This window comes from Williamsia sterculiae, assembly GCF_900156495.1.
In the GTDB taxonomy this organism is placed as follows: Bacteria; Actinomycetota; Actinomycetes; order Mycobacteriales; family Mycobacteriaceae; genus Williamsia_B; species Williamsia_B sterculiae.
Genome location: NZ_FTNT01000001.1, coordinates 365154 through 384454, shown reverse-complemented (window position 1 = coordinate 384454; position 19301 = coordinate 365154). Strand labels below are relative to the sequence as shown.

General features: G+C 68.6%; 22 protein-coding genes. 3 read left to right on the top strand and 19 right to left on the bottom strand.

All coding sequences use genetic code 11. The annotated features are described in order from the left end of the window. Positions 1–33: 33 nt before the first annotated feature. From BW971_RS01635 to bla, 3 genes are all read right to left on the bottom strand, one after another. Complete coding sequence (locus BW971_RS01635; RefSeq protein ID WP_076475891.1) at positions 34–882, bottom strand: MlaE family ABC transporter permease; 849 nt, start codon at positions 880–882, stop codon at positions 34–36. Continuing rightward, positions 879–1643: an MlaE family ABC transporter permease gene (locus BW971_RS01630; RefSeq protein WP_076475889.1), complete on the bottom strand. Its 765-nt coding sequence runs from the start codon at positions 1641–1643 to the stop codon at positions 879–881. The genes BW971_RS01635 and BW971_RS01630 overlap by 4 nt, the downstream gene beginning before the upstream one ends. Before the next feature lie 515 nt (positions 1644–2158). Further along, positions 2159–3070, bottom strand: a complete 912-nt coding sequence (gene bla, locus BW971_RS01625; protein ID WP_083709163.1) for a class A beta-lactamase — start codon at positions 3068–3070, stop codon at positions 2159–2161. Positions 3071–3221: 151 nt separating this feature from the next. Between bla and BW971_RS01620 the strand changes: the two genes are divergently transcribed. Continuing rightward, positions 3222–4583, top strand: a complete 1362-nt coding sequence (locus tag BW971_RS01620; protein ID WP_076476339.1) for a WS/DGAT/MGAT family O-acyltransferase — start codon at positions 3222–3224, stop codon at positions 4581–4583. 40 nt (positions 4584–4623) lie between these two features. Then, positions 4624–5280: a GNAT family N-acetyltransferase gene (locus BW971_RS01615; RefSeq protein ID WP_076475887.1), complete on the top strand. Its 657-nt coding sequence runs from the start codon at positions 4624–4626 to the stop codon at positions 5278–5280. A gap of 21 nt (positions 5281–5301) precedes the next feature. Here BW971_RS01615 and BW971_RS01610 read toward each other — a convergent pair whose 3' ends face one another. The 7 genes from BW971_RS01610 to lysS form a co-directional block, all read right to left on the bottom strand. Beyond that, on the bottom strand, positions 5302–5613 hold the full coding sequence (locus BW971_RS01610) for a DUF8021 domain-containing protein (RefSeq protein ID WP_234974172.1): 312 nt from the start codon (positions 5611–5613) through the stop codon (positions 5302–5304). 44 nt (positions 5614–5657) lie between these two features. After that, positions 5658–7175, bottom strand: coding sequence for an aldehyde dehydrogenase family protein (locus tag BW971_RS01605; protein WP_076475884.1), 1518 nt, complete (start codon positions 7173–7175; stop codon positions 5658–5660). A gap of 118 nt (positions 7176–7293) precedes the next feature. Beyond that, complete coding sequence (locus tag BW971_RS21810) at positions 7294–7791, bottom strand: aldolase/citrate lyase family protein (protein WP_234974170.1); 498 nt, start codon at positions 7789–7791, stop codon at positions 7294–7296. Further along, positions 7782–8099 (bottom strand): hypothetical protein, encoded by a 318-nt coding sequence (locus tag BW971_RS21805; protein ID WP_234974167.1) that lies wholly within the window; start codon positions 8097–8099, stop codon positions 7782–7784. The genes BW971_RS21810 and BW971_RS21805 overlap by 10 nt, the downstream gene beginning before the upstream one ends. A gap of 40 nt (positions 8100–8139) precedes the next feature. Next, entirely contained in the window at positions 8140–9480 is a 1341-nt protein-coding gene (locus BW971_RS01595; RefSeq protein ID WP_143690152.1) for a hypothetical protein, read from the bottom strand. Between the two features lie 148 nt (positions 9481–9628). Further along, positions 9629–9961, bottom strand: coding sequence for a histone-like nucleoid-structuring protein Lsr2 (locus tag BW971_RS01590; protein ID WP_076475880.1), 333 nt, complete (start codon positions 9959–9961; stop codon positions 9629–9631). A 182-nt stretch (positions 9962–10143) separates the two neighbouring features. Further along, positions 10144–11667 (bottom strand): lysine--tRNA ligase, encoded by a 1524-nt coding sequence (lysS, locus tag BW971_RS01585; protein WP_076475879.1) that lies wholly within the window; start codon positions 11665–11667, stop codon positions 10144–10146. Between the two features lie 187 nt (positions 11668–11854). On the opposite strand from lysS, the gene BW971_RS01580 reads away from it, so the two are divergent. Beyond that, positions 11855–12313, top strand: a complete 459-nt coding sequence (locus BW971_RS01580) for a rhodanese-like domain-containing protein (protein WP_076475877.1) — start codon at positions 11855–11857, stop codon at positions 12311–12313. Between the two features lie 67 nt (positions 12314–12380). Here BW971_RS01580 and BW971_RS01575 read toward each other — a convergent pair whose 3' ends face one another. The 9 genes from BW971_RS01575 to folP form a co-directional block, all read right to left on the bottom strand. After that, entirely contained in the window at positions 12381–13187 is an 807-nt protein-coding gene (locus tag BW971_RS01575) for a type III pantothenate kinase (protein ID WP_076475875.1), read from the bottom strand. After that, entirely contained in the window at positions 13187–13615 is a 429-nt protein-coding gene (gene panD / locus BW971_RS01570) for an aspartate 1-decarboxylase (protein ID WP_076475873.1), read from the bottom strand. The genes BW971_RS01575 and panD overlap by 1 nt, the downstream gene beginning before the upstream one ends. Then, positions 13615–14574 (bottom strand): pantoate--beta-alanine ligase, encoded by a 960-nt coding sequence (gene panC, locus BW971_RS01565; RefSeq protein WP_083709162.1) that lies wholly within the window; start codon positions 14572–14574, stop codon positions 13615–13617. Before panC ends, panD begins: the two co-directional genes overlap by 1 nt. Continuing rightward, complete coding sequence (locus BW971_RS01560; RefSeq protein ID WP_234974166.1) at positions 14571–15518, bottom strand: Rossmann-like and DUF2520 domain-containing protein; 948 nt, start codon at positions 15516–15518, stop codon at positions 14571–14573. The genes panC and BW971_RS01560 overlap by 4 nt, the downstream gene beginning before the upstream one ends. Positions 15519–15653: 135 nt before the next feature. Next, a complete protein-coding gene (locus BW971_RS01555; RefSeq protein ID WP_076475872.1) occupies positions 15654–16883 on the bottom strand; it encodes a DUF6779 domain-containing protein in 1230 nt (409 codons plus the stop codon). Between the two features lie 88 nt (positions 16884–16971). Then, on the bottom strand, positions 16972–17502 hold the full coding sequence (locus tag BW971_RS01550; protein ID WP_076475870.1) for a DUF3180 domain-containing protein: 531 nt from the start codon (positions 17500–17502) through the stop codon (positions 16972–16974). Then, positions 17499–18047, bottom strand: coding sequence for a 2-amino-4-hydroxy-6-hydroxymethyldihydropteridine diphosphokinase (folK, locus tag BW971_RS01545; RefSeq protein WP_076475868.1), 549 nt, complete (start codon positions 18045–18047; stop codon positions 17499–17501). Before folK ends, BW971_RS01550 begins: the two co-directional genes overlap by 4 nt. After that, positions 18044–18439: a dihydroneopterin aldolase gene (folB, locus tag BW971_RS01540; protein ID WP_076475866.1), complete on the bottom strand. Its 396-nt coding sequence runs from the start codon at positions 18437–18439 to the stop codon at positions 18044–18046. Before folB ends, folK begins: the two co-directional genes overlap by 4 nt. Then, on the bottom strand, positions 18436–19299 hold the full coding sequence (folP, locus tag BW971_RS01535) for a dihydropteroate synthase (protein WP_076476333.1): 864 nt from the start codon (positions 19297–19299) through the stop codon (positions 18436–18438). The genes folB and folP overlap by 4 nt, the downstream gene beginning before the upstream one ends. Positions 19300–19301: the final 2 nt, after the last annotated feature.

Sequence of the window (19301 nt, the reverse complement as noted above, 5' to 3'; positions counted from 1 at the left end):
TTGGCCGCACCGGAGCGTTCGGAAGCCGCCACGTCAGCCCGAGAGGTTGAAGTTGCCGTCGACGCCGTAGATCGCCAACGAGAGCAGCAGGGTGATCACCACCACGACCACCAACGACGACCGGACCGCGTTGCCCACGGCGATGCCGACACCGACGGGACCGCCGGATGCGTTGTATCCGTGATAGGTGTGGATCAACATGACCGCCACCGCCATCGCGATCGCCTGGACGAACGACCAGAGGATGTCGGAGGGGATCAGGAAGGTCGAGAAGTAGTGGTCGTACACGCCCGACGACTGGCCGTAGAACAGGGTGGTGGCGAATCGGCTGGCCAGGAAGCTGGCCAGCGAGGCCAGTGCGTAGAGCGGGATGATGGCGATGAGTCCGGCGACGATGCGGGTCCCGACCAGGAACGGGATGGACGCGATGGCCATCGCCTCCAGAGCGTCGATCTCCTCGCTCACCCGCATCGCGCCGAGTTGCGCTGTCGCGCCGGCGCCGATGGTGGCGGCCAGTGCGATACCGGAGATGACCGGCACGGCGATGCGGACGTTGATGAACGCGGAGAAGAACCCGGTCAGCGCCTCCACGCCGATGTTCGACAGTGAGCTGTAGCCCTGTACGGCGATGGTGCCGCCGGTGAAGAGGGTGAGGAACCCGACGACGACCACGGTGCCGCCGATCATCGCGAGAGCACCGGTACCCATGCTGATCTCGGCGATCAGTCGGATGGTCTCGCGTTTGTAGGCCCGCACCGCTCGCGGGAGGCTGAGCAGCGAGTCCCAGTAGAAGAAGGCCTGGTCGCCGAGAGCGTCCCATTCGTGACCGGCTCGGGTGAAGAGCGTCTTGTTCGGACGCTTGCCGGCCTCCGGGGCGCTCATCCGGACGTCGCTTTCAGACCGACGGCGGTGACCACCACGTTGACCACGAAGAGGGCCATGAAGGAGTAGACGACGGTCTCGTTGACGGCGTCGCCGACACCTTTGGCGCCGCCCTTGACATTGAGACCGCGATAGCAACCGACCAGTCCGGCGAAGAGTCCGAAGAGCGCGGCCTTGACCATGGAGATGACCAATTCGCCCAGACCGGTGAGCAGGGTGAGGTTGGCGATGAACGCGCCAGGGTTCACATCCTGCAGATAGACGGAGAACACGAACCCACCGCCCAGACCGATGGTGCACACCAGACTGTTGAGCAGGATCGCGACGCCCGTCGAGGCAACGACGCGGGGAACGACGAGTCGGTGGACCGGGTCGATGCCCAGGACTTCGAGGGCGTCGATCTCCTCGCGGATGGTACGGGCGCCGAGGTCGGCACAGATCGCGGTGGCCCCGGCGCCGGCCACGATGAGCACGGTCACGATCGGACCGATCTGGGTGATGGTGCCGAGCGCGGCGCCCGCGCCCGACAGGTCTTGTGCACCGATCTCGCGCAAGAGAATGTTCAGGGTGAAGCTGACGAGCACGGTGAACGGGATGGCCACCAGCACGGTGGGCACCATCGACACCCGGGCGATGGCCCAGGACTGTTCCACGGTCTCGCGGAATTCGAAAGGTCGCCGGAACATCTCGCGTGCGGTGCTGACACCGAGTCCGACGAAGTCGCCGACCCCCTCGAAAGAGGTGGCAAGCTTTCGGTTCAACCGACGCTCCTCACCCGATGCCCATCTGCGTCCCCGTGGTCGCGAATCCTCCCCGACGGCGGGGTTGTCGCAGCTCAGGCGGTTTACCGACCTGGGACGGACACAGTCATGAGACAAGCGTCCAACTCGGAACTTATCACGTGTCCAACTCCGATCGCGGTTCCGCCGGGTGCGGTGGTCAGAACGGTGGCGGGTCGTGCGGCCGCCTGCCGCCCGAAAACTGCGGGAAGTCCGATTTCCCGCAGTGTCGGTCACTTCCTGGTCATCCATCAGCAGCGGAACGCCAATTCTGCGGGAGATCGGATCTCCCGCAGTTGTCGCGAGCGTCGACACCGGTCAGCCAGCCGATACCAACAAGGGCCCACGTCGAGGCGATTTACCGCCCGCTCGACGTGATCTACGGCCCAGCCGACGTCAACGAAGGCCCGCTCGACGTGAACAAGGGCCCAGCCGACGTGAACGAGGGCCCGGGTCGACGGATTGGGCACACTCGGCGATCCGCAGCATCGTATCTCTCACCTCAACCCCTGCGCGACCAGCCGTGCCACCTCGGCGACCAGGTCACCGTAACCGTTGGAGTTCGGATCATCTGTCCCACTACGGGTCTGCACCACGAGCAGGATACGGCGACCACCAGGACCGAGTAACAGACCACCGTCGTCGGTGGTGCCGAACTCGCCGGAACCGGTCTTGTCCGCTGTCGTCCACCCGGCAGGCAGTTGCGCGCGGAACCGCTGTGCCGACGTCGCGCTCCCGCGCATCCAGCCCACAAGGGTGTCACGGTCCTGCTGCTGTAGCCCGTCTCCCGCGAGCAGCGACCGGAAACCCGTCGCAACCGCACGCGGGGTGGTGGTGTCGCGAACGTCGCCCGGCACCGCGTCGTTCAACGCGGTCTCCCAGCGCTCCAGATCGGTGTCGGTGTCCCCCACCGACCGCGCGAGAGCATTCACCGCGGCCGGACCACCGAGTTGCCGCAGCATCAGGTTGCCCGCGGTGTTGTCACTGTGTTGCAGAGCGGCCTGGGCGATCTCCGCCATCGTCAATGTGCCGTTCACGTGAGCACTGGTGACGGGCGCGTTGCTGACGATGTCGGCTCGCGTGATGCGGACGGGCGTCTGCAACGACAGCTTCCCGGCCCGGGCGTCGCGCAGGATCGCGGCCGCGGCATACACCTTGAACATCGACAGGATCGGGAACCTGTTGCCCGAGTGGACGTCCGCGGTGACCCCCGACGCCAGGTCCACCGCGTGGACACCGATGTCCGCTCGCACCCGCGCGGCCGCGGTGACGATCTGCGCCTCCAACCGGCCGTTCGACGTACTCGTCGCAGTCGACACCGGTGGTTGCGCACCACCCGAGTCACCGCACGCGACCACCGAGCCGAGTGCCACCGAGATCACCAGAGAAGACAGCCATCGCTTCCACACCGACCCACCCTGTCACGACCGCCGCTCGCCGACCGTGATCTGCATCCCGGCTGGGTCAAAACCACGCGCCGGAACTCGCACGGGCCGACAATGGCGGGAGATCGGGCGCAGAGCGTCTGCTCCCGAGCCGACGGAGGTGCACGTGAACTACATGCCCATCACCGAATCGATGTTCCTCATCGCGGAATCCCGGGAACATCCGATGCACGTCGGTGGTCTGCAACTGTTCACCCCACCCGACGGAGCCGGACCCGACTACGTGCGCAGCATCGTCCAACGTCTCCGAGACCAGGACGAGGTCAGCACCCGCTTCCGATCGCGTCCCGCCGACCCGGTGGGCATCCTTGGCAATCTGTGGTGGACCCAGGACAAGGACATCGACTTCGAGTACCACGTCCGGCATTCCGCGCTTCCGCAACCGGGCCGCATCCGTGAGTTGCTGCAGCTGACCTCGCGGTGGCACGGCACCCTGCTCGATCGCCACCACCCCATGTGGGAGGGCCACGTGGTGGAGGGACTCGAAGACGGGCGCTTCGCGCTCTACACCAAGATGCATCACTCGTTGCTCGACGGCGTGTCCGCGCTCAAGACGCTGGAACGCAGCCTCAGCACCGACCCCGACAACGACGACCTCCGCGCCCCGTGGACCCCCAACCGATCCGGGAAGAAGCGCGCATCCGGCGGATCGTCACTCAACCCGCTGTCGCTGGCGTCCGGTGCCCTGTCGATCGGCGGCGACGCCCTGGGTCTGCTGCCGGCGTCGGCGAAAGTGGCCGTGCAGGCCTTCCGCGACCACTCGTACACGGTGCCGTTCGAGGCACCGCGGACCATTCTGAACGGACCCATCGGCGGCGCCCGTCGCTTCGTGGCCCAGAGCTGGGAACTGGAACGGATCAAGTCGGTGGGCGCGAAGGTCGGCGCGACGATGAACGACGTGGTTCTGGCCATGTGCGGTGGGGCGCTACGGGACTACCTGCTCGAACTCGACGCCCTGCCCGACCAGTCGCTCACCACCATGGTCCCGGTGTCGCTGCGCAGAGACGACGACGAGGTGGGCGGCAACCGGGTGGGCGCGATCATCGCCTCCCTGGCCACCGACATCGAAGACCCGCTCGATCGCCTGATCGCCGTCCGTCAGTCCGTCCAGTCCGCCAAACGGGTGATGAGCGATCTGTCCCCCACCCAGATTCTCGCGTTGTCCGCACTGAACATCTCGGGTCTGGCCTTCTCACCCATCCCCGGCTTCGTCAGCGTCACCCGACCACCGTTCAACGTGATCATCTCCAACGTCCCGGGTCCGCGGACCCCGCTGTACTGGAACGGGTCCCGACTCGACGGCGTCTACCCCGCATCGATCGTCCTCGACGGTCAAGCGCTCAACATCACCCTCGTCAGCAACAACGACCAAGTCGACTTCGGCATCATCGGCTGCCGACAGTCGCTACCGAGCCTGCAACGCCTGATCCATCACCTGGAGGACTCGTTGGGCGAGATGGAGAAAGCCGCGAGCTGATCCCGCGAGACCCCGGTCACAGTGCATTAGGATCGCTCGTATGACCGATCTGGACCGCGCCGCGGTACGCCGCGAGATCACCGACGCCCTGGAAACCGCCCTGGAACGCCGCCACGAGGTGCTCGACACCATCGTCGAGTCCGCCGACCGCGCCGAGGCGGTGACCGCGGTCGCCCAGTTGCTGGGCAAGTCACAGCTCGGCGCACAGGCCGTGCTGGGCATGTCGTTGGCGCAGCTGACCAAGGACGAACGACGCCAGAACGCCGTCGAGCTCGAGGACCTGAACCACCGTCTCACCTTCACCCTCAACGAGCGGCCGGCGTCCACCGCCGAAAGCCTTGTGCTGCGGGACTTCTCCGCCGACACCGATGCCGACATCTTCGCGGCGCGGACCGAGGAACTGGGCGTGGCCGGTGACGGGTCGGGCACCCCGGCCACTCCGCTCGACGCGGAGCTGCGGTCGGCCGTCGAACGCCTGCGGGCCGAGGAAGCCGCGTGGCTGGTCGCCCTCGACGGGGGCACCAAGGTGGGGCTGGTGTTCGGTGAACTGCACGACGGCGAGGTCGACGTGCGGGTGTGGGTCCACCCCGACCACCGCAAGCAGGGTTATGCCACCGCCGCACTGCGCAAGTCACGCGGCGAGCTGGCCGCGAACTTCCCCGGTGTGCCGCTGGTGGTGCGCGCCCCCGGTCTCTGACCCCTGGCCCGACCCCGCGACTCAGTGTCTGCGGGGCAGCGAGAACCGCGCCACGATCCGGCGGATCCGGCCGGAGTCATCGAATTCGAAGGTCTCGGTGACCCGGCTGGCCAACCGCAACACCCGCGGGCGCAGACATACCCGGAACTCCGCGTGCACCACGCCGTCGACGACATCGGTTCGGACGTCATCGACGGCGTGGATCACCCGGAACTGCGGGCCGCGTTCGAGTCCGCGGGCGATGTGCACACCGCCGCGTCCGGTGCGCACGCCCAACTCCACGCGCACGCAGTCGCGCGCGAGCGGCACATCGTCGGCCCGATGGGTGGCCAACGCGGCGATGTAGCACCGCGCCGCGCCGACCGGTCCGTCGTCGTTCAGCGCCGTTTGGCCAGCCGCCGCTTGGCGCGGTCGTTGAGTTTCCGGAACCCGGCGAGCTGACCGTTGGTCAACCGGGTGTCGGTCCTGGTGAACGGCGCGGACATCAACCGCGACAGCGTGAGCGGGGCGGTGGACAGGAACACCGCACGGTCGTGACTGAACGTCTCGAACCCGAACTTGCCGTGGTAGTTGCCCATACCGCTCCGGCCGATACCACCGAAGGGCAGGTCACCGGTGAGCAGGTGCAGCGCGAAGTCGTTGCCGCACACCGCACCACTGCGAGTGGAGTCCTGCAGCCGATGGAAGCGCTCGTTGTCGTCGCCGTACCAGTACAGGGCCAACGGATGACCGTGGGCGTTGATGTGCCCGATCGCCTCGGAGAGCTCCCGGTACGGGTACACGGTGAGCACCGGGCCGAAGACCTCGTCCTCCTCGATCTTCATCCCGGCCTTGACCCCGGTCAGCAGGGTCGGGGCGATCTTGCGCTCCGCGGCGTTCGGGAGCGACTCACCGGCCGGGACCACCTGTCGGGCGGTCGCGCCGAGCTGCTCCGCGTCCTCGATCAGCCCGACGATCCGCTGGTAATTCTTCTCGTTGACCGTCGAGGTGAACTGGGGGTTGTCGACGATCGTCGGGTAGTTCGTGCGCCACCGCTCGATCACCGTGTCGGTGAACTCGGTGAGCTTGTCCTCCGGTACGAACACGTAATCCGGGCACAGGCAGACCTGCCCGCCGTTGATCATGCGGGTGTCGGCCACCCGGTTCGCGGCCTCACGGACATCGGTGTCGGTGTCCACGACCACCGGGTTCTTGCCACCGAGTTCGAGGGTGACCGGCACCAGGTTCTTGGCGGCCTCACCGGCCACCGATGCCCCCACCTCCGGCGAACCGGTGAAGAACATGTGGTCGACCTTGAGCTTGGCGAAGTCCGACCCCGACCCGTGCGCGGAGGTCGCCACCGCGAATTCCTCGAGGGAGAAGTAATCGGGGGCGTACCGGGCCAGCACCTCGGTGGTACGCCGGGTGACCGACGACGGGCGCATCAACACCCGGTTACCCGCGGCGAATGCCGCACCGGCGGGCACGATGGTCAGCTGCAGCGGGAAATTCCACGGCCCCATCACCCCGACAACACCCTTCGGGTCGTGACGGATCCACTGTTTGACGCCGAGTCGGGCCAGCGCGCCGACCTTCTGGGTCCGCATCCAGGCGGCGACATGCCTCCGCTGATGCACCAGGTCGTACATGCAACCGGAGATGTCGGTCGCCACCGAGAGCTCGCGCGGACGCGTGCCGAAGTCGGCGTTGAGCGCGACGGTCAACTCGTCGGAGTGGTCGAGGATCAGCGATGCCAGTCGGTTGATCCGATCGATCCGGGTGTCGGCATCGGGGATGCCGTCGCGGAGGAAGGCGGCCTGCTGCAGTTCGAGCAGGTCCTGGAGCGAATGCGTGTCCGCCGTTCCGGCGGCCACCGCATCGGTGGAGCCCGCACCCACGTCGGCTGGTTTGGTCATGGAGCACCTTCCTCGGAATGAACCCCGTGATACGAAGTCACGGATTTGTCGCACCCACCAGTATGCGTCAGCTCACATCGATTGCACCAGAGCGCCTCGGTGGTACCCGACAGCCCTCTCAGCGGAAGGCCTCGTCGCGTTCGAGCAGCGCCCGGGCTCGTGCGAGCCGCGGTTTGTCGGCACCGTCGACCACCACGCCGGGGCGGGTGAGCTTACGGATAACCCCGGTGGCCCACTCCACCTCGTCGTCGTCGGGTCGGAGCTGCTGGTTGATGATCGGTGCCTGAGCGGTACGCAGACACAGCTTGCCGGTCATCCCCATCCCGGTCGCCGTGACGATGTCCGCGGCCAGGTCGGCGATGGAGGCGCCGATGGTGGGGCCGTCGATCGGTCCGGGCAGGCCTGCCGCCCGGCTGGCGATGACCAAGCGCGATCGCGGGTACGCCAGCGCCATCGGATCGCCGCCGATTCCGGTGTCCCGACGGAAATCGCCGATGCCGAACGCCAGCCTCGTCACCCCCTCGGTGTGCGACAGGGACGAAGCGTTCTCCATCCCCGTCGCGCTCTCGATCAACGCGATGACCGGCACCGGCAACCGTTCACGGGTCAGCTCCACATCGGCGCGGTGTGAGGACTTGGCCAGCACGACCCCCGCAGACCGGGCAGATCGGCCAGCGCGTCGATATCGGCCGACCACTCACCGGTCCCGCGGGAGCTGATCCGAACCCATGCCGGATGGTCCCGCAGCCAGGCCGTGGTGCGCGCCCGACCGGCGGTCTTGACCGAGTCCGGCAACCCGTCCTCGAGGTCGACGATGAGCGCGTCCGCGTCCGAGGCGTCGGCCGCGGCGAGTCCGTCGTCGGTCAGGGGCGCGACCAACAGCCAGGAGCGGGCCAGTCCGGGGTCCGGGCGGGAATCAACCATGCCACGCAGCGTAATTGCTCCGCCACCCCACGCACGGGGGTCAGTCGACCACCTCACGCGACAACGTCCGGGTGGCCTGCGACTGCGTGTACAACGCGTCCGGGCCCACCGACCACACTCCTGTGGCGCTCCACAGCCGGGCACCGGTGGCGACGTCGTACACCGCGATGCCGTCGTCGGTGACCGGTTTACCCCGGGTGCGCACAGCGGGGGGATCCACCGCGAGAGTCGTCGCGTCTGCGCCGATCAACGGTGCGCCACCGGTCGGAACGCTGCCCACCGGCGTACCCGCCCGGAGGTCGAACACCTGGTCGTCGGCGGCACCGCCGGGCCGCAGCAGCAGGCGCCCGCCGAGACAGGCGGTGGTGGGGGCGGAGGCACCGATGTCGCGTTGCCAGCTGAGCGCTCCCGATCCGGCGTCGGCGACCGCGACTGCTCCGGGACGGCCGCGGCTGCCCGGGCGCAGCAGTGGCACCCGATCACAATCCGGGCTGCCGAGCTGCGCGGGCGAGAGGGTGCTGCCGTCGACGAACGCTGCGGTGGAGGTCCCCGTGATCGCTCCGTCAGGACGGTGGAACGTCATCCGGTAGTCGTCACCGGTGACCGTGGAGACCGTGAAGCCGTGAGCGTTCACGCCGATCCGGCTCACCGTCCGACCCGGGTCCCGGCCCAGTTCGGTGGTGGTGTCGCCGACGGTGGCACCGTCGGACAGTCGGTACACCCGGTCGGGTCCCGACACCGATCGAGTCGCGACCAGGCCGGGTGTCTGCGCGACCGTGTAGTCCAGGGCGCGCGGGGTGGGTCCCGAGGTCCAACGCAACCGGCCGTCGGCGCCGACCGCACTGAGGATGAGTCCGGACGGGTCGCCGCGACCGACGATCACCCCATCTCGTGCGGTGCGCACGGTCGCGGGGCCCGTCCCCGGCAGCGGTACGGTGGCGATCGTCGCACCGGTGCCTGCGCTCAGCACGGTCACCGACGCGGACCCGCTCGCCGACTGCGCCAGACACATCGCCGCACCCCACAGGCTCAGCACACATCGCCGACCGTCGGGCACGGCTGCGGTCTGTGGCCACCGGGCGATACCGGTCCGCGGATCCAGGATCTGCACGCGTAACGCACGGTCGTCGCCGACGGCGGTGACCACGACCTGGGTGCGGGACGAGTCGGCGTAGGCCACGTCGGACACTCCGACGGCGGGGAAGGCAGCGCCGCCGCCCACGCGCCACAGCTCATGCGGCCGGTCCGACATCGCGGCCCCGAGCGGGCCGCCCACGGGCCACGGTGAGCGTCCGTCGCCGCGGGCGGTACCGGTGACGGAGCGATCGGCGGTGACCAGGACGATCACGGTCGCGACGACGACCGCCAGCACCGCACCCACGATCACCGTTGTGCGGACCGGGATCCCGGAGGTCCGGGCGGTGTCTGCAACGCCAAGGCTGAAGCGTTCCCGCCTACGGTCACCGATCACGTGCGGGTTCCGCGATCAGCACGGTTGTTGATGTGGACGACGACACCGACCGAGCAGGTCAGTGAGCCGCGTTGTAGGCCTCGACGACGTCGCCGGCGATGCGCCCGCGCGCGGACACCGGATGGCCGTTCTTGCGCGCCCATTCGCGGATCGCGGCGGTCTGTTCACGGTCCACCGCAGCCCGTGGCGCGAGGCCTTTGGTCTTCTTACGACCACCCACCCGACGCGCGTGGGCAACCCAGCCGTCGATGTCATCACGCAACTTGCTGGCGTTCTTCGTGGAGAGGTCGATCTCGTAGCTGACGCCATCGATCGCGAATTCCACGGTCTCGTCGGCGGGTTTGCTGTCGTCGACGTCGTCCACGAGCTTCACGGTTACTTTCTTGGCCATCACTTGCCCCACTTCATCGTCGCTGCGCCATTGCTCCCAGCAATGTGTCCAATTCTCCTACGGCATGCTCACCCATGTCCACACTCAACTCAGGAATATTCACCTTTGTGAACTGCGCGTGTGGCCCACTGTAGACGGTGGGAGAAGAACGGACCATTACCTGGTCGGCCTGTCGTCGATGTTCAGCGGTTCGGCTTCACCATCGGAAAGAGTATGGTTTCGCGAATTCCGTGGCCGGTCAACGCCATCAGCAATCGGTCGATACCCATTCCGGTGCCGGTGGTCGGCGGCATTCCCTGTTCCATCGCGGCGAGGAATTCCTCGTCGAGGACCATGGCCTCGTCGTCACCGGCGGCGGCGAGTCGAGCCTGGTCGACGAACCGTTCGCGCTGGATGACCGGATCGACCAACTCCGAGTAACCGGTGGCCAGCTCGAATCCACGCACGTAGAGATCCCACTTCTCCACCACACCCGGGACGCTGCGGTGGGCTCGCACCAGGGGTGAGGTCTCGATCGGAAAGTCGCGGACGAACATCGGTGCGTTCAACGACGGTCCGACGGTGTGTTCCCAGAGTTCTTCCACCAGTTTCCCGTGTCCGTAACCCTTACCCTCGGGTACGTCGAGATCCACTCGCGACGCGAGATCGCGGAGTTCGGGAACAGAAGTGGACGGAGTGATCTCCACACCCACCGCAGCCGACAGCGACGGGTACATCTCGAGAGATTCCCAGACTCCGCCGAGATCGTATTCCGAACCGTCCGGCATGATCGGTTGCAGCGTTCCCAGCGCATTCTGCGCCACTTCCTGCACCAATTCTCGGATCATTCGCGCGGAATCGTCGTAGGTGCCGTAAGCCTCGTAGGTCTCCAACATCGCGAATTCGGGCGAATGGGTCGAGTCCACCCCTTCGTTGCGGAAGTTGCGATTGATCTCGAACACTTTTTCCAGGCCACCGACCACCGCGCGCTTCAGGAACAACTCGGGTGCGATACGCAGGTAGAGGTCGATGTCGAGCGCGTTGGAATGGGTGACGAACGGCCGTGCCGCCGCGCCACCGTGCAGGGTCTGCAGCATCGGCGTCTCGATCTCGGTGAAGCCGCGACGATCCAGCGCGGTGCGCAACTCGCGCACCACCGCCGAACGGGTGCGGGCCATCGCTCTGGCCTCCGGCCGGACGATGAGATCGACGTGGCGTCTGCGGACCCGGGATTCCTCGCTCAGCTCCTTGTGCGCCACCGGCAGCGGGCGGATGGCCTTCGACGCCATCGACCATCCGTCGGCCATCACGCTGAGCTCGCCGGTTCGTGAGGTGATCACCTCACCGTGGACGGCGACGATGTCGCCGAGGTCGACATCCGCCTTCCAGGCGGCCAGCCAGTCGTCGCCGACCCCGGCGAGGCTGACCATCACCTGCAGCTGGGTGCCGTCACCCTCCTGCAGCGACGCGAAGCACAGGCGACCCTTGTTGCGTAGGAAGATGACCCGGCCGACGACCCCGACGAGGCTACCGGTGGCGGTGTCGGCAGGCAGGTCGGGATGGGCCGCGCGGATCTCGGACAAGGTATGCGTCCGCGTCACCTCGACCGGGTAGGCGTCCTGACCCGCCGCGAGCAGCCGGTCGCGCTTCTCCCGTCGGATCCGGATCTGCTCGGGTGCCGAGTCGTCGGTTGTCGCAGGTACCGCGGCGTCAGGTGTGTCGGTCACGGATACACAGCCTATCGGTCGACCACTGGGCAATCGGTGAGCCCGTGTGGCACACTCTCCTGCGTGATCCACGCGAGCTGTCCGGAGTGTTGTCGGGCCTGAGGCCCATCTTCTCGACGACCCCTGCTCGCGGCGCGCCGGTCTCACGACCGTCCCGCGCCACATCCATCACATCCCGAGGTATCCGATGAGCACAGCTCTCGCTTCCGACATCTCTGTCCCCACCGTTCACGGCCCCGAAGCCCCGGTGGTGGCCACCGGACTACCGTCCCGGATCTCCGTCTCGGCCGAACAACTCGTGGCCGTGGCGGCGAGCGGCACGATCGTGGTCGACATTCGTGACCAGCGACAACGGGACACGGGCGGGGTGCTGCCGGGTGCACTGGCGCTCGACGAATCCACCCTGCTCTCGCGGTTGACACCGGGCGGTGACGCGTCCTTGCGTATCGCGACGTCCGCGGCGCGATGGGTACTGGTCTCCGAGGACGGGCACACCGCCGAGTGGTTGGCCTGGCAACTACAGGCTCGCGGCGTGCACGGTGCGATCTTCGTGGCCGGCGGGCATCGGGCCATCCGTCGGGTCCGACCGGTGTTGGCACCCTCGGCTCAGAGTCGTCGCGACCTCGAGGTGCTGGCCGCGCACTGACCGGTCCGGATTGCCCGACAATCCGGCCGAGTCGTCCCCGGACCGGTCCGGGTCGCCTCCGACCGGGTCAGCGTTTCCGCGCGCGCCCGGACTGTCGCTGCCGTTCGTCGACCAGCCGCAACCCATCGAGCACCAGGTACGGCTGATGGGCGGTGATGGTCGTGCACTCGTCGATCACGAGCGGCGCGAGATAACCGGTGGCGACCACGGTGACCTCGCCGGTGTCGAAGCCGGCGACCTCCCGACGCACGCGCGACACCAGTCCGTCGACCTGACCGGCAAAACCGTACAGAATGCCGGACTGCAGTGACTCGACCGTGTTCTTGCCCACCACACCCCTCGGCGGCAGCAGCTCCACCTTGCGCAGGGTGACCGTCCGCAGCGAGAGTGCCTCCACCGCGATGTCGATACCCGGGGCGATGGCCCCGCCCAGGAACTCTCCCGTCTCGGAGACCACGTCGACCAGAGTGGTGGTACCGAAGTCGACGATGATGCACCTGGTCCCGAAGATCTCGTGCGCGGCCAGTGCGTTCGCCACCCGGTCGGTACCGACCTCCTTGGGGTTGTCCACCAGCAGCGGGACCCCCGACCGCACACCGGGTTCCAGCAACAGTTGGCGCGCACCGGCGAAGTACTGCGGGATCATCACCCGCAGTTCGCGCAGCAGCGACGGCACCGTGGACAATGCGACCACGCCGGTCACCTGCTCGATGTCGGCACCGAGTAATCCGCGGATGGTCAGCGCCAGCTCGTCGGCCGTGGTCCGCGGCTCGGTGCGGATTCGCCAGTCGCGCACCAGGGTCGCGTTGTCCCCCATTCCGGCGAACACGCCGAGATGGATGTTGGTGTTGCCGACCGCCAGCGCCAGCAGCATCAGCGACGCGACTCGGCCGGGACGGTTCGGGGGTCGACCAGGCCGTACCCGTCCGGCACCGCGGCCGGGTCGGCACCGGCGTCGACGATCCGGTTGGTCCGGTCGACGAACACCACGTGCGGGTCATAGTCGGCCACTTCGCGTTCGTCGAGGATGCCGTAGGCGATGATGATGACGAGGTCACCCGGATGGATCAGGTGCGCGGCCGCTCCGTTGACGCCGATCATCCCGCTACCCGGTGCTCCGGCGATCGCATAGGTCTCCAGGCGGGCCCCGTTGTCGATGTCGACGATGGTGACCTGCTCCCCCTCACGTAGGTCGGCGGCCGCCAGCAGGTCGCTGTCGATGGTCACCGAACCCACGTAGTGCAGGTCGGCGTGAGTCACCGTCGCGCGGTGGATCTTCGAGGTCATCATGGTGCGAAACATCAGTTCTCTCCAGGTCGGGATGGGGTTTCGGGATCGCGACCGGCGAAGCCGGTGCCGATCGCGATGCCCACGTTGTCGATGAGCCGGGTGCCACCGATGCGGGCGGCGATGAGCAGGCGACCGTCGCCGGTATCGGGTGGTGGACCGAGCTGTCGGGAACGCAGGTCCAGGTAGTCGACCTCGATCTCGGGCCGCGCGGCGAGCACCGCTCGCGCGGCGCCCAGGATGGCCTCGGCGCCGTGGGCCGCCGCGTGCGTGCCCGCGACCAGCGCCGCCGACAATGTCGTGGCCAGCTCCCGTTCGGCCGCGTCCAGATAGCGGTTGCGCGACGAGAGCGCCAGTCCGTCGGGTTCCCGTACCGTCGGCACCCCGACGATCTGCGGCGCCATGTCGAGGTCGGTGACCATCTCTCGGATCAGCACCAGCTGTTGGTAGTCCTTCTCGCCGAAGTAGGCGACGTCGGGTTCGGCGATCGTGAGCAGCTTGTTCACCACGGTCAACACACCACCGAAATGCCCTGGCCGCGAGGCGCCCTCGAGTTCGGCGGCCAACACCCCCGGTTGCACGGTGGTGCGCGGGCCTGCTGGGTACATCGTCGCCGCGGTGGGTGCGAAGACCAGTTCCACCCCCAGGTCACGCAGCAGTTCGACGTCGCTGTCCAGGGTGCGCGGGTAGGCGTCCAGATCCTCGCCGGGCCCGAACTGCAACGGGTTCACGAACACCGACACGATCACCACCGTGTTGCCGGGTGACTTCGCCGTCTCGACCAGTTCGGCGTGTCCGGCGTGCAGCGCACCCATCGTCGGGACCAGCGCGACCTGACGTCCGGTGCGGCGCAACGCCCGGCTGACGCGACGCACCTGCGACGGGTCGTGCAGCACGGTCAGTTCGCCCGGGGTGAACAGCCTTCCGCGTGCATCCGCGTGGTCCCGATCTTGCGTCGAGAGACCGTCGGTCATGGGGCGTCCTCCTCGAGCAGGGCGATCAGGTCGGCGGGTGGGTCGGGGGTGTGGTGCGCGGCGCGCAACGACATCGCCCGGTACCCACGGGTCAGATCGGGGTCCACCTCCGCCAGCGCACGCAGGTGCGCGGCGACCGCGGCGGTGTCGCCGCGGGCCACCGGCCCGGTCAGCGCCGCAGATCCGCTCTCCAGGGTGTTCTGCAACGCCGCGGTGAGCAGCGGCGCCAACATGCGTTCGGCCAGACCCCCCGGTCGATCGTCCACCGGTTCCTGGCCGGGCAGCTCCTGACCCGCGATGGCCGCCCGCAGCGCCGCCACCGCGTCGGACACCAGCGCGACCAGGTGATTGGCACCGTGCGCCAACGCCGCGTGGTACAGCGGTCGCGCTTCCTCCCTGATACGGACGGGTTCGCCACCCATCTCCAGCACCAGGGCCGAGGCGACGGCGTATCCGATCTCGTCGGCGGCAGTGACGCCGAAACATGCCGTCCGCAGGCGGGTGGTGTCCTCGCGCCCCCCGGTGAACGTCATGGCCGGGTGGATGGCCAGCGGCGTCGCACCCCGAGCGGCGAGGGGGGCCAGAACGCCCACCCCGTGGGCGCCCGCGGTGTGCGCGACGATGGTCCCCGGCCGGACGGCTCCCACCAGGTCGTCGATCACGCCGACGAGTACGGCATCGGGCACGGCGAGGATCAGCAGTTCACTGCGTGCGGCCACCCGATCGGGGGTGAGCACCTCGGAGTCGGGGAGGCGTTCGTCGGCTCGGCGCAACGACGCAGGCGACCGCGCCGCCACCGACCCCACCACGTGGTCGACCTGCTCCAGAGCGGCGCCGATGGCGGTTCCGACACGCCCCGCGGAGACGATGCCGACGGTCAACCGGGCAGGGGCGGGCCAGTTGCCTGCGGCATTCGGCAGCTCCGTGTACCCGGACCCGGTCACCGGTGACCTCCGTTCGTTCCAGTCCCGTGGCGGTCGGATCGACGGCAGCCGGATCCGGGAGGATCCGTTCAGCGGGTACCAGACGTGTCCCAGCGAGGATAGGCGGCGCGATCGGCAACGCCCACAGGGGGCCGGTCAGCCCTCGCGGCGCCGACGGTGCCGGGACTGGTCGCCGACCGAGGCGGGCTGCCAACGCTGCAGGAGTTCGGCCACCGACCGGCCCTCGGCGTGCGCCCCGTCACCGTCGGCATCCTCCTCGAGGTATTCGTCGGTGGCGGCAGTCCCGGTCGTGTTGTCGGTGGTCGTGTCCTCGGTGGTCATGGTCCCGGGTGCGGCGGTACCGGTCGAGACGACCTCCGGAGCCGGTTCGTCGCGACCCGCGCCGGTGAACGGCCAATACCGACCGGCGTTCCCTCCGGCCTCGTGTGCACCGGCGCGCCGATGGGCGGCGCCTTCCGCCGCGGCTCGGCCCGACGTCGGATCCACAACCTCGGCGTCGCCGCCGGTGTCCTCGATGTACGTGGCCTCTGCGTAGGTGGATTCGGCGTAGGTCTCGTCGGCGACGGTCTGCACCTCGATGGGCTCCGCGTCGGTGGCGAGCTTCGCGTCGAGCGCACCGCGATCCCACTGATCGGTGGGCCGCTCGTCGTGGTCGTGTCCATCCTCGGGACTCACCTCGTCGGTGACCACAGGGATGACCTCGGTGAGGTCACGTGGGTCGGCCGTGGGCATCGACCCGCTCGGCGGCGCGGTGCTGTCGGCGAAGTCCTGGTCGGCCCGGACCGAGTCGCCGGCGTCGAGATCGGAGAGGTCGAGGTCCGAGAGGTCCAGATCCACCCGGGTCGGGTCCCCGTATCCGAAGCCCCCGGACGCGGCGTACCCGGACTCGATCGACCCGTAGGCGGGGTTGCGCTCGCCCGCCAACGCGGTGCGCTGTTCGGGCAGGTCCCCGATGAGCATCTGCAAACTGGCGCGCAGGCTCTCCACCTGCGCCTTGAGTTCGCCGATGTCCTCGGAGGCCTCGGCTCGGACCTCTCGACGGATCTGGTTCTCCACGTCGAGTTCGTACTGCCGACGGGCGTTGATCTCCCGCTCGAGCTGCAGTTCGTACACCAGCTTGAGGTCGCGTGCCTTGGACTCCGCCGAGTCGGCCTGGCGGCGGAATTTGGTCACCAGGATCGCGCCGATCACGGCGGCCCAGAGCGCGGCGATCACCGCGAGACTGCCCAGCAGGTTCATCTCGGAGGTGAAGGCCATGATCACGCTCGCGGCGATGGCCAGGACCAGCAGCAACCCGAGCAGCCATTGACCTGGACCGCGGCGCGTTCGGCGAGTTCCCGTCGAGCGGGCCTTGGGGGTGCTCATAGCGGTCAACTTACCTGCGCGCTCGTGCGCCGGGGCACTCCCGTCGCCGGAGAGTCTCGGATCGGTTGTTCGACCCGGTATCGCGAGGTCAGCTGCCCAGTGCGTCGTCCGTCGGGTCGTCAGGTGTGCGACAGCAGTATTCGAGCCACAGTGCGGCAGCACCCAACACCACCGACCCGATCAACCCGACAATGGCGGCGGGCCGGTCGTGGGCGGCCGCGGCCACCCCGGTCTGGGTGAGCAGATAGATGAGGATGCCCAACCACACGCCGAGGGCTATCGCCGCCAGCAGCGCCGACGCCTTGGCCAGTGCCAACACCCGCGCAGCGGTCAACGGATGTAGCTGTCCCGGGGCGGCGCCGATCTGCCGGTCCGACACCCGCGCGCGCACCACGAAGGCGACCAGGAGCTCCAGCGCGGCGAGCACGTAGAGCACGATCCCGGCCAGCAGCGGCAGGGACGGCAGCGCGCCGTAATTGACCCGTACCAGCAGCCAGGCGATCAGGGTGACCACGGCGGCGATCCCCAGCAGGTCGCGGACCCGGGTGGGCCCCAGTCCGCTCTCCTCGTCGTCGCCACCCCGCCGGGGCGGACCCGGCCGCGGCCCCTTGGCGGTCACGTCCCCGTCCCCGACACATCCGGGGTCGGCAGTGCCAGCGTGCGGTCGGTGGGACGAACCCCGTCGACCTCCGCCCGGTCCAGACGCTCGACCAGAGCGATCACCGACGTCGCGCCAGCTGCAGTCCACAACGTCGCCTGCGGCTCGGCGTCGAGCCACGGGATCAGCACGAACGCCCGCTCGGCGGCCCGGGGGTGCGGCAGCGTCAGCACCGGGTCGTCGGAGACCACGGCCCGACCGTCATCGTCCTCGACGGCGACGACATCCACGTCCAGGGTGCGTGGACCCCACCGCACCTCACGCGTCCGGTCGGCCGCCGCCTCCAGCTCGTGACCGCGACGCAGCCAACCATCTGCATCGACGTCCGGGTCGTCGACCACCAGCACCGCGTTGAAGAAATCCTCTTGCGCGACCCCACCCCAGGGGGCGGTGGCGAAGACCGCCGAGACGGATTGGACCGCTGGTGCCAGGCCGTCACACACCGACTGCAGATGGGCGAGTCGGTCGCCGACGTTGGAACCGATGGACAGCACGGCGCGGCTCATCGGGCCCCCACCACCGGGGGGCCGGAGGCGCGGGTCCGCGACCGTCGGGCCACCACCGCGACGTCGGCGAAGGTCAGCGGGATCGGCGCCGAAGGCTTGTGCAACGTCACCTCGCAGGCGGTGACCCGGGAGTCGGTCATGATGTCGTCGGCGATCTCCGCGCTCACCGACTCGATGAGGTCGCGCGGCGCGCCGGCGACGATGTCGTGGGCGCGTCGGGCCAACTCGCCGTAGTCGACGGTGTCGGCCAGGTCGTCGCTGGCGGCCGCGGCCGAGAGATCCAGCCACACGGTCAGGTCGACGACGAACTCCTGGCCGTCGCGGCGTTCGTGATCGAAGACGCCGTGGTTGCCGCGCACCTGCAGCCCGCGCAGCTCGATCCGGTCGCTCACCGGTCACCTCCTACCGCCGGGTCGGCGTCCTGCGATCCCCTGTCGTTCCATGCCCGGGCCACCGCGACGGCGTCGTGGGTGGCGGCGACGTCGTGCACCCGAACCCCCCACGCGCCGTGTGCCACCGCGAGCGCGGAGACCGCGGCGGTGGCGAACTCGCGTCCGGCGGGTGGCCGGGGTTCACCGTCGGGGCCGGCCAGCAGCGTGCCCAGGAATCGTTTCCGGGACGCACCGATCAGCACCGGGAATCCGAGGGCCAGCAACGTGGGCAGGTCGCGCAGCAGTTGCCAGTTGTGTTCCCCGGTCTTCGCGAACCCCAGTCCCGGGTCGAGGATCAGGTCTGCGGTGTCGACCCCCGCGGCGACCGCGACATCGACCTGCGCCAACAGTTCGGTGCTCACCTCGGCGACCACGTCGCGGTACGTCGGAGCGGTGTGCGTCCCGTGGGTGAACTCGCCATCGCCGGCAGTGCCGCGGGCGAGGGGGCGCCAGTGCATGAGGATCCAGGGCACCCGATGCGCGGCGACCACCGCGGCCATCTCGGTGTCCGCGCGCCCACCGGACACGTCGTTGACGATGTCGGCACCCGCGTCGATGGCGGCCTCGGCCACCGAGGCGCGCATCGTGTCCACCGACACCGAGACCCCTTCGGCAGTCAACCCCGCGATCACCGGGCGCACCCGCGCCGCCTCGAGATCGGGGTCGACGCGCACGGCCCCCGGCCGCGTGGACTCGCCACCCACGTCGATGATGTCCGCACCGTCGCGTACCAGCGACAACCCGTGCGCGATCGCCGCGTCGACGTCGAGGTACCGGCCGCCGTCGGAGAAGGAGTCGGCAGTGACGTTCACGATCCCCATCA

Excerpts from the sequence above, each read along its gene's own strand:
- BW971_RS01580 (WP_076475877.1), top strand. The coding sequence starts at position 11,855 with ATGAGCACAGCTCTCGCTTCCGACATCTCTGTCCCCACCGTTCACGGC.
- BW971_RS01605 (WP_076475884.1), bottom strand. The coding sequence starts at position 7,175 with ATGACCAAACCAGCCGACGTGGGTGCGGGCTCCACCGATGCGGTGGCC.
- BW971_RS01635 (WP_076475891.1), bottom strand. The coding sequence starts at position 882 with ATGAGCGCCCCGGAGGCCGGCAAGCGTCCGAACAAGACGCTCTTCACC.
- BW971_RS01555 (WP_076475872.1), bottom strand. The coding sequence starts at position 16,883 with ATGAGCACCCCCAAGGCCCGCTCGACGGGAACTCGCCGAACGCGCCGC.
- panD (WP_076475873.1), bottom strand. The coding sequence starts at position 13,615 with ATGTTTCGCACCATGATGACCTCGAAGATCCACCGCGCGACGGTGACT.
- BW971_RS01575 (WP_076475875.1), bottom strand. The coding sequence starts at position 13,187 with ATGCTGCTGGCGCTGGCGGTCGGCAACACCAACATCCATCTCGGCGTG.
- panC (WP_083709162.1), bottom strand. The coding sequence starts at position 14,574 with ATGACCGACGGTCTCTCGACGCAAGATCGGGACCACGCGGATGCACGC.
- folP (WP_076476333.1), bottom strand. The coding sequence starts at position 19,299 with ATGGGGATCGTGAACGTCACTGCCGACTCCTTCTCCGACGGCGGCCGG.
- BW971_RS01590 (WP_076475880.1), bottom strand. The coding sequence starts at position 9,961 with ATGGCCAAGAAAGTAACCGTGAAGCTCGTGGACGACGTCGACGACAGC.
- BW971_RS01620 (WP_076476339.1), top strand. The coding sequence starts at position 3,222 with ATGCCCATCACCGAATCGATGTTCCTCATCGCGGAATCCCGGGAACAT.
- BW971_RS21805 (WP_234974167.1), bottom strand. The coding sequence starts at position 8,099 with ATGGTTGATTCCCGCCCGGACCCCGGACTGGCCCGCTCCTGGCTGTTG.
- folK (WP_076475868.1), bottom strand. The coding sequence starts at position 18,047 with ATGAGCCGCGCCGTGCTGTCCATCGGTTCCAACGTCGGCGACCGACTC.
- BW971_RS01615 (WP_076475887.1), top strand. The coding sequence starts at position 4,624 with ATGACCGATCTGGACCGCGCCGCGGTACGCCGCGAGATCACCGACGCC.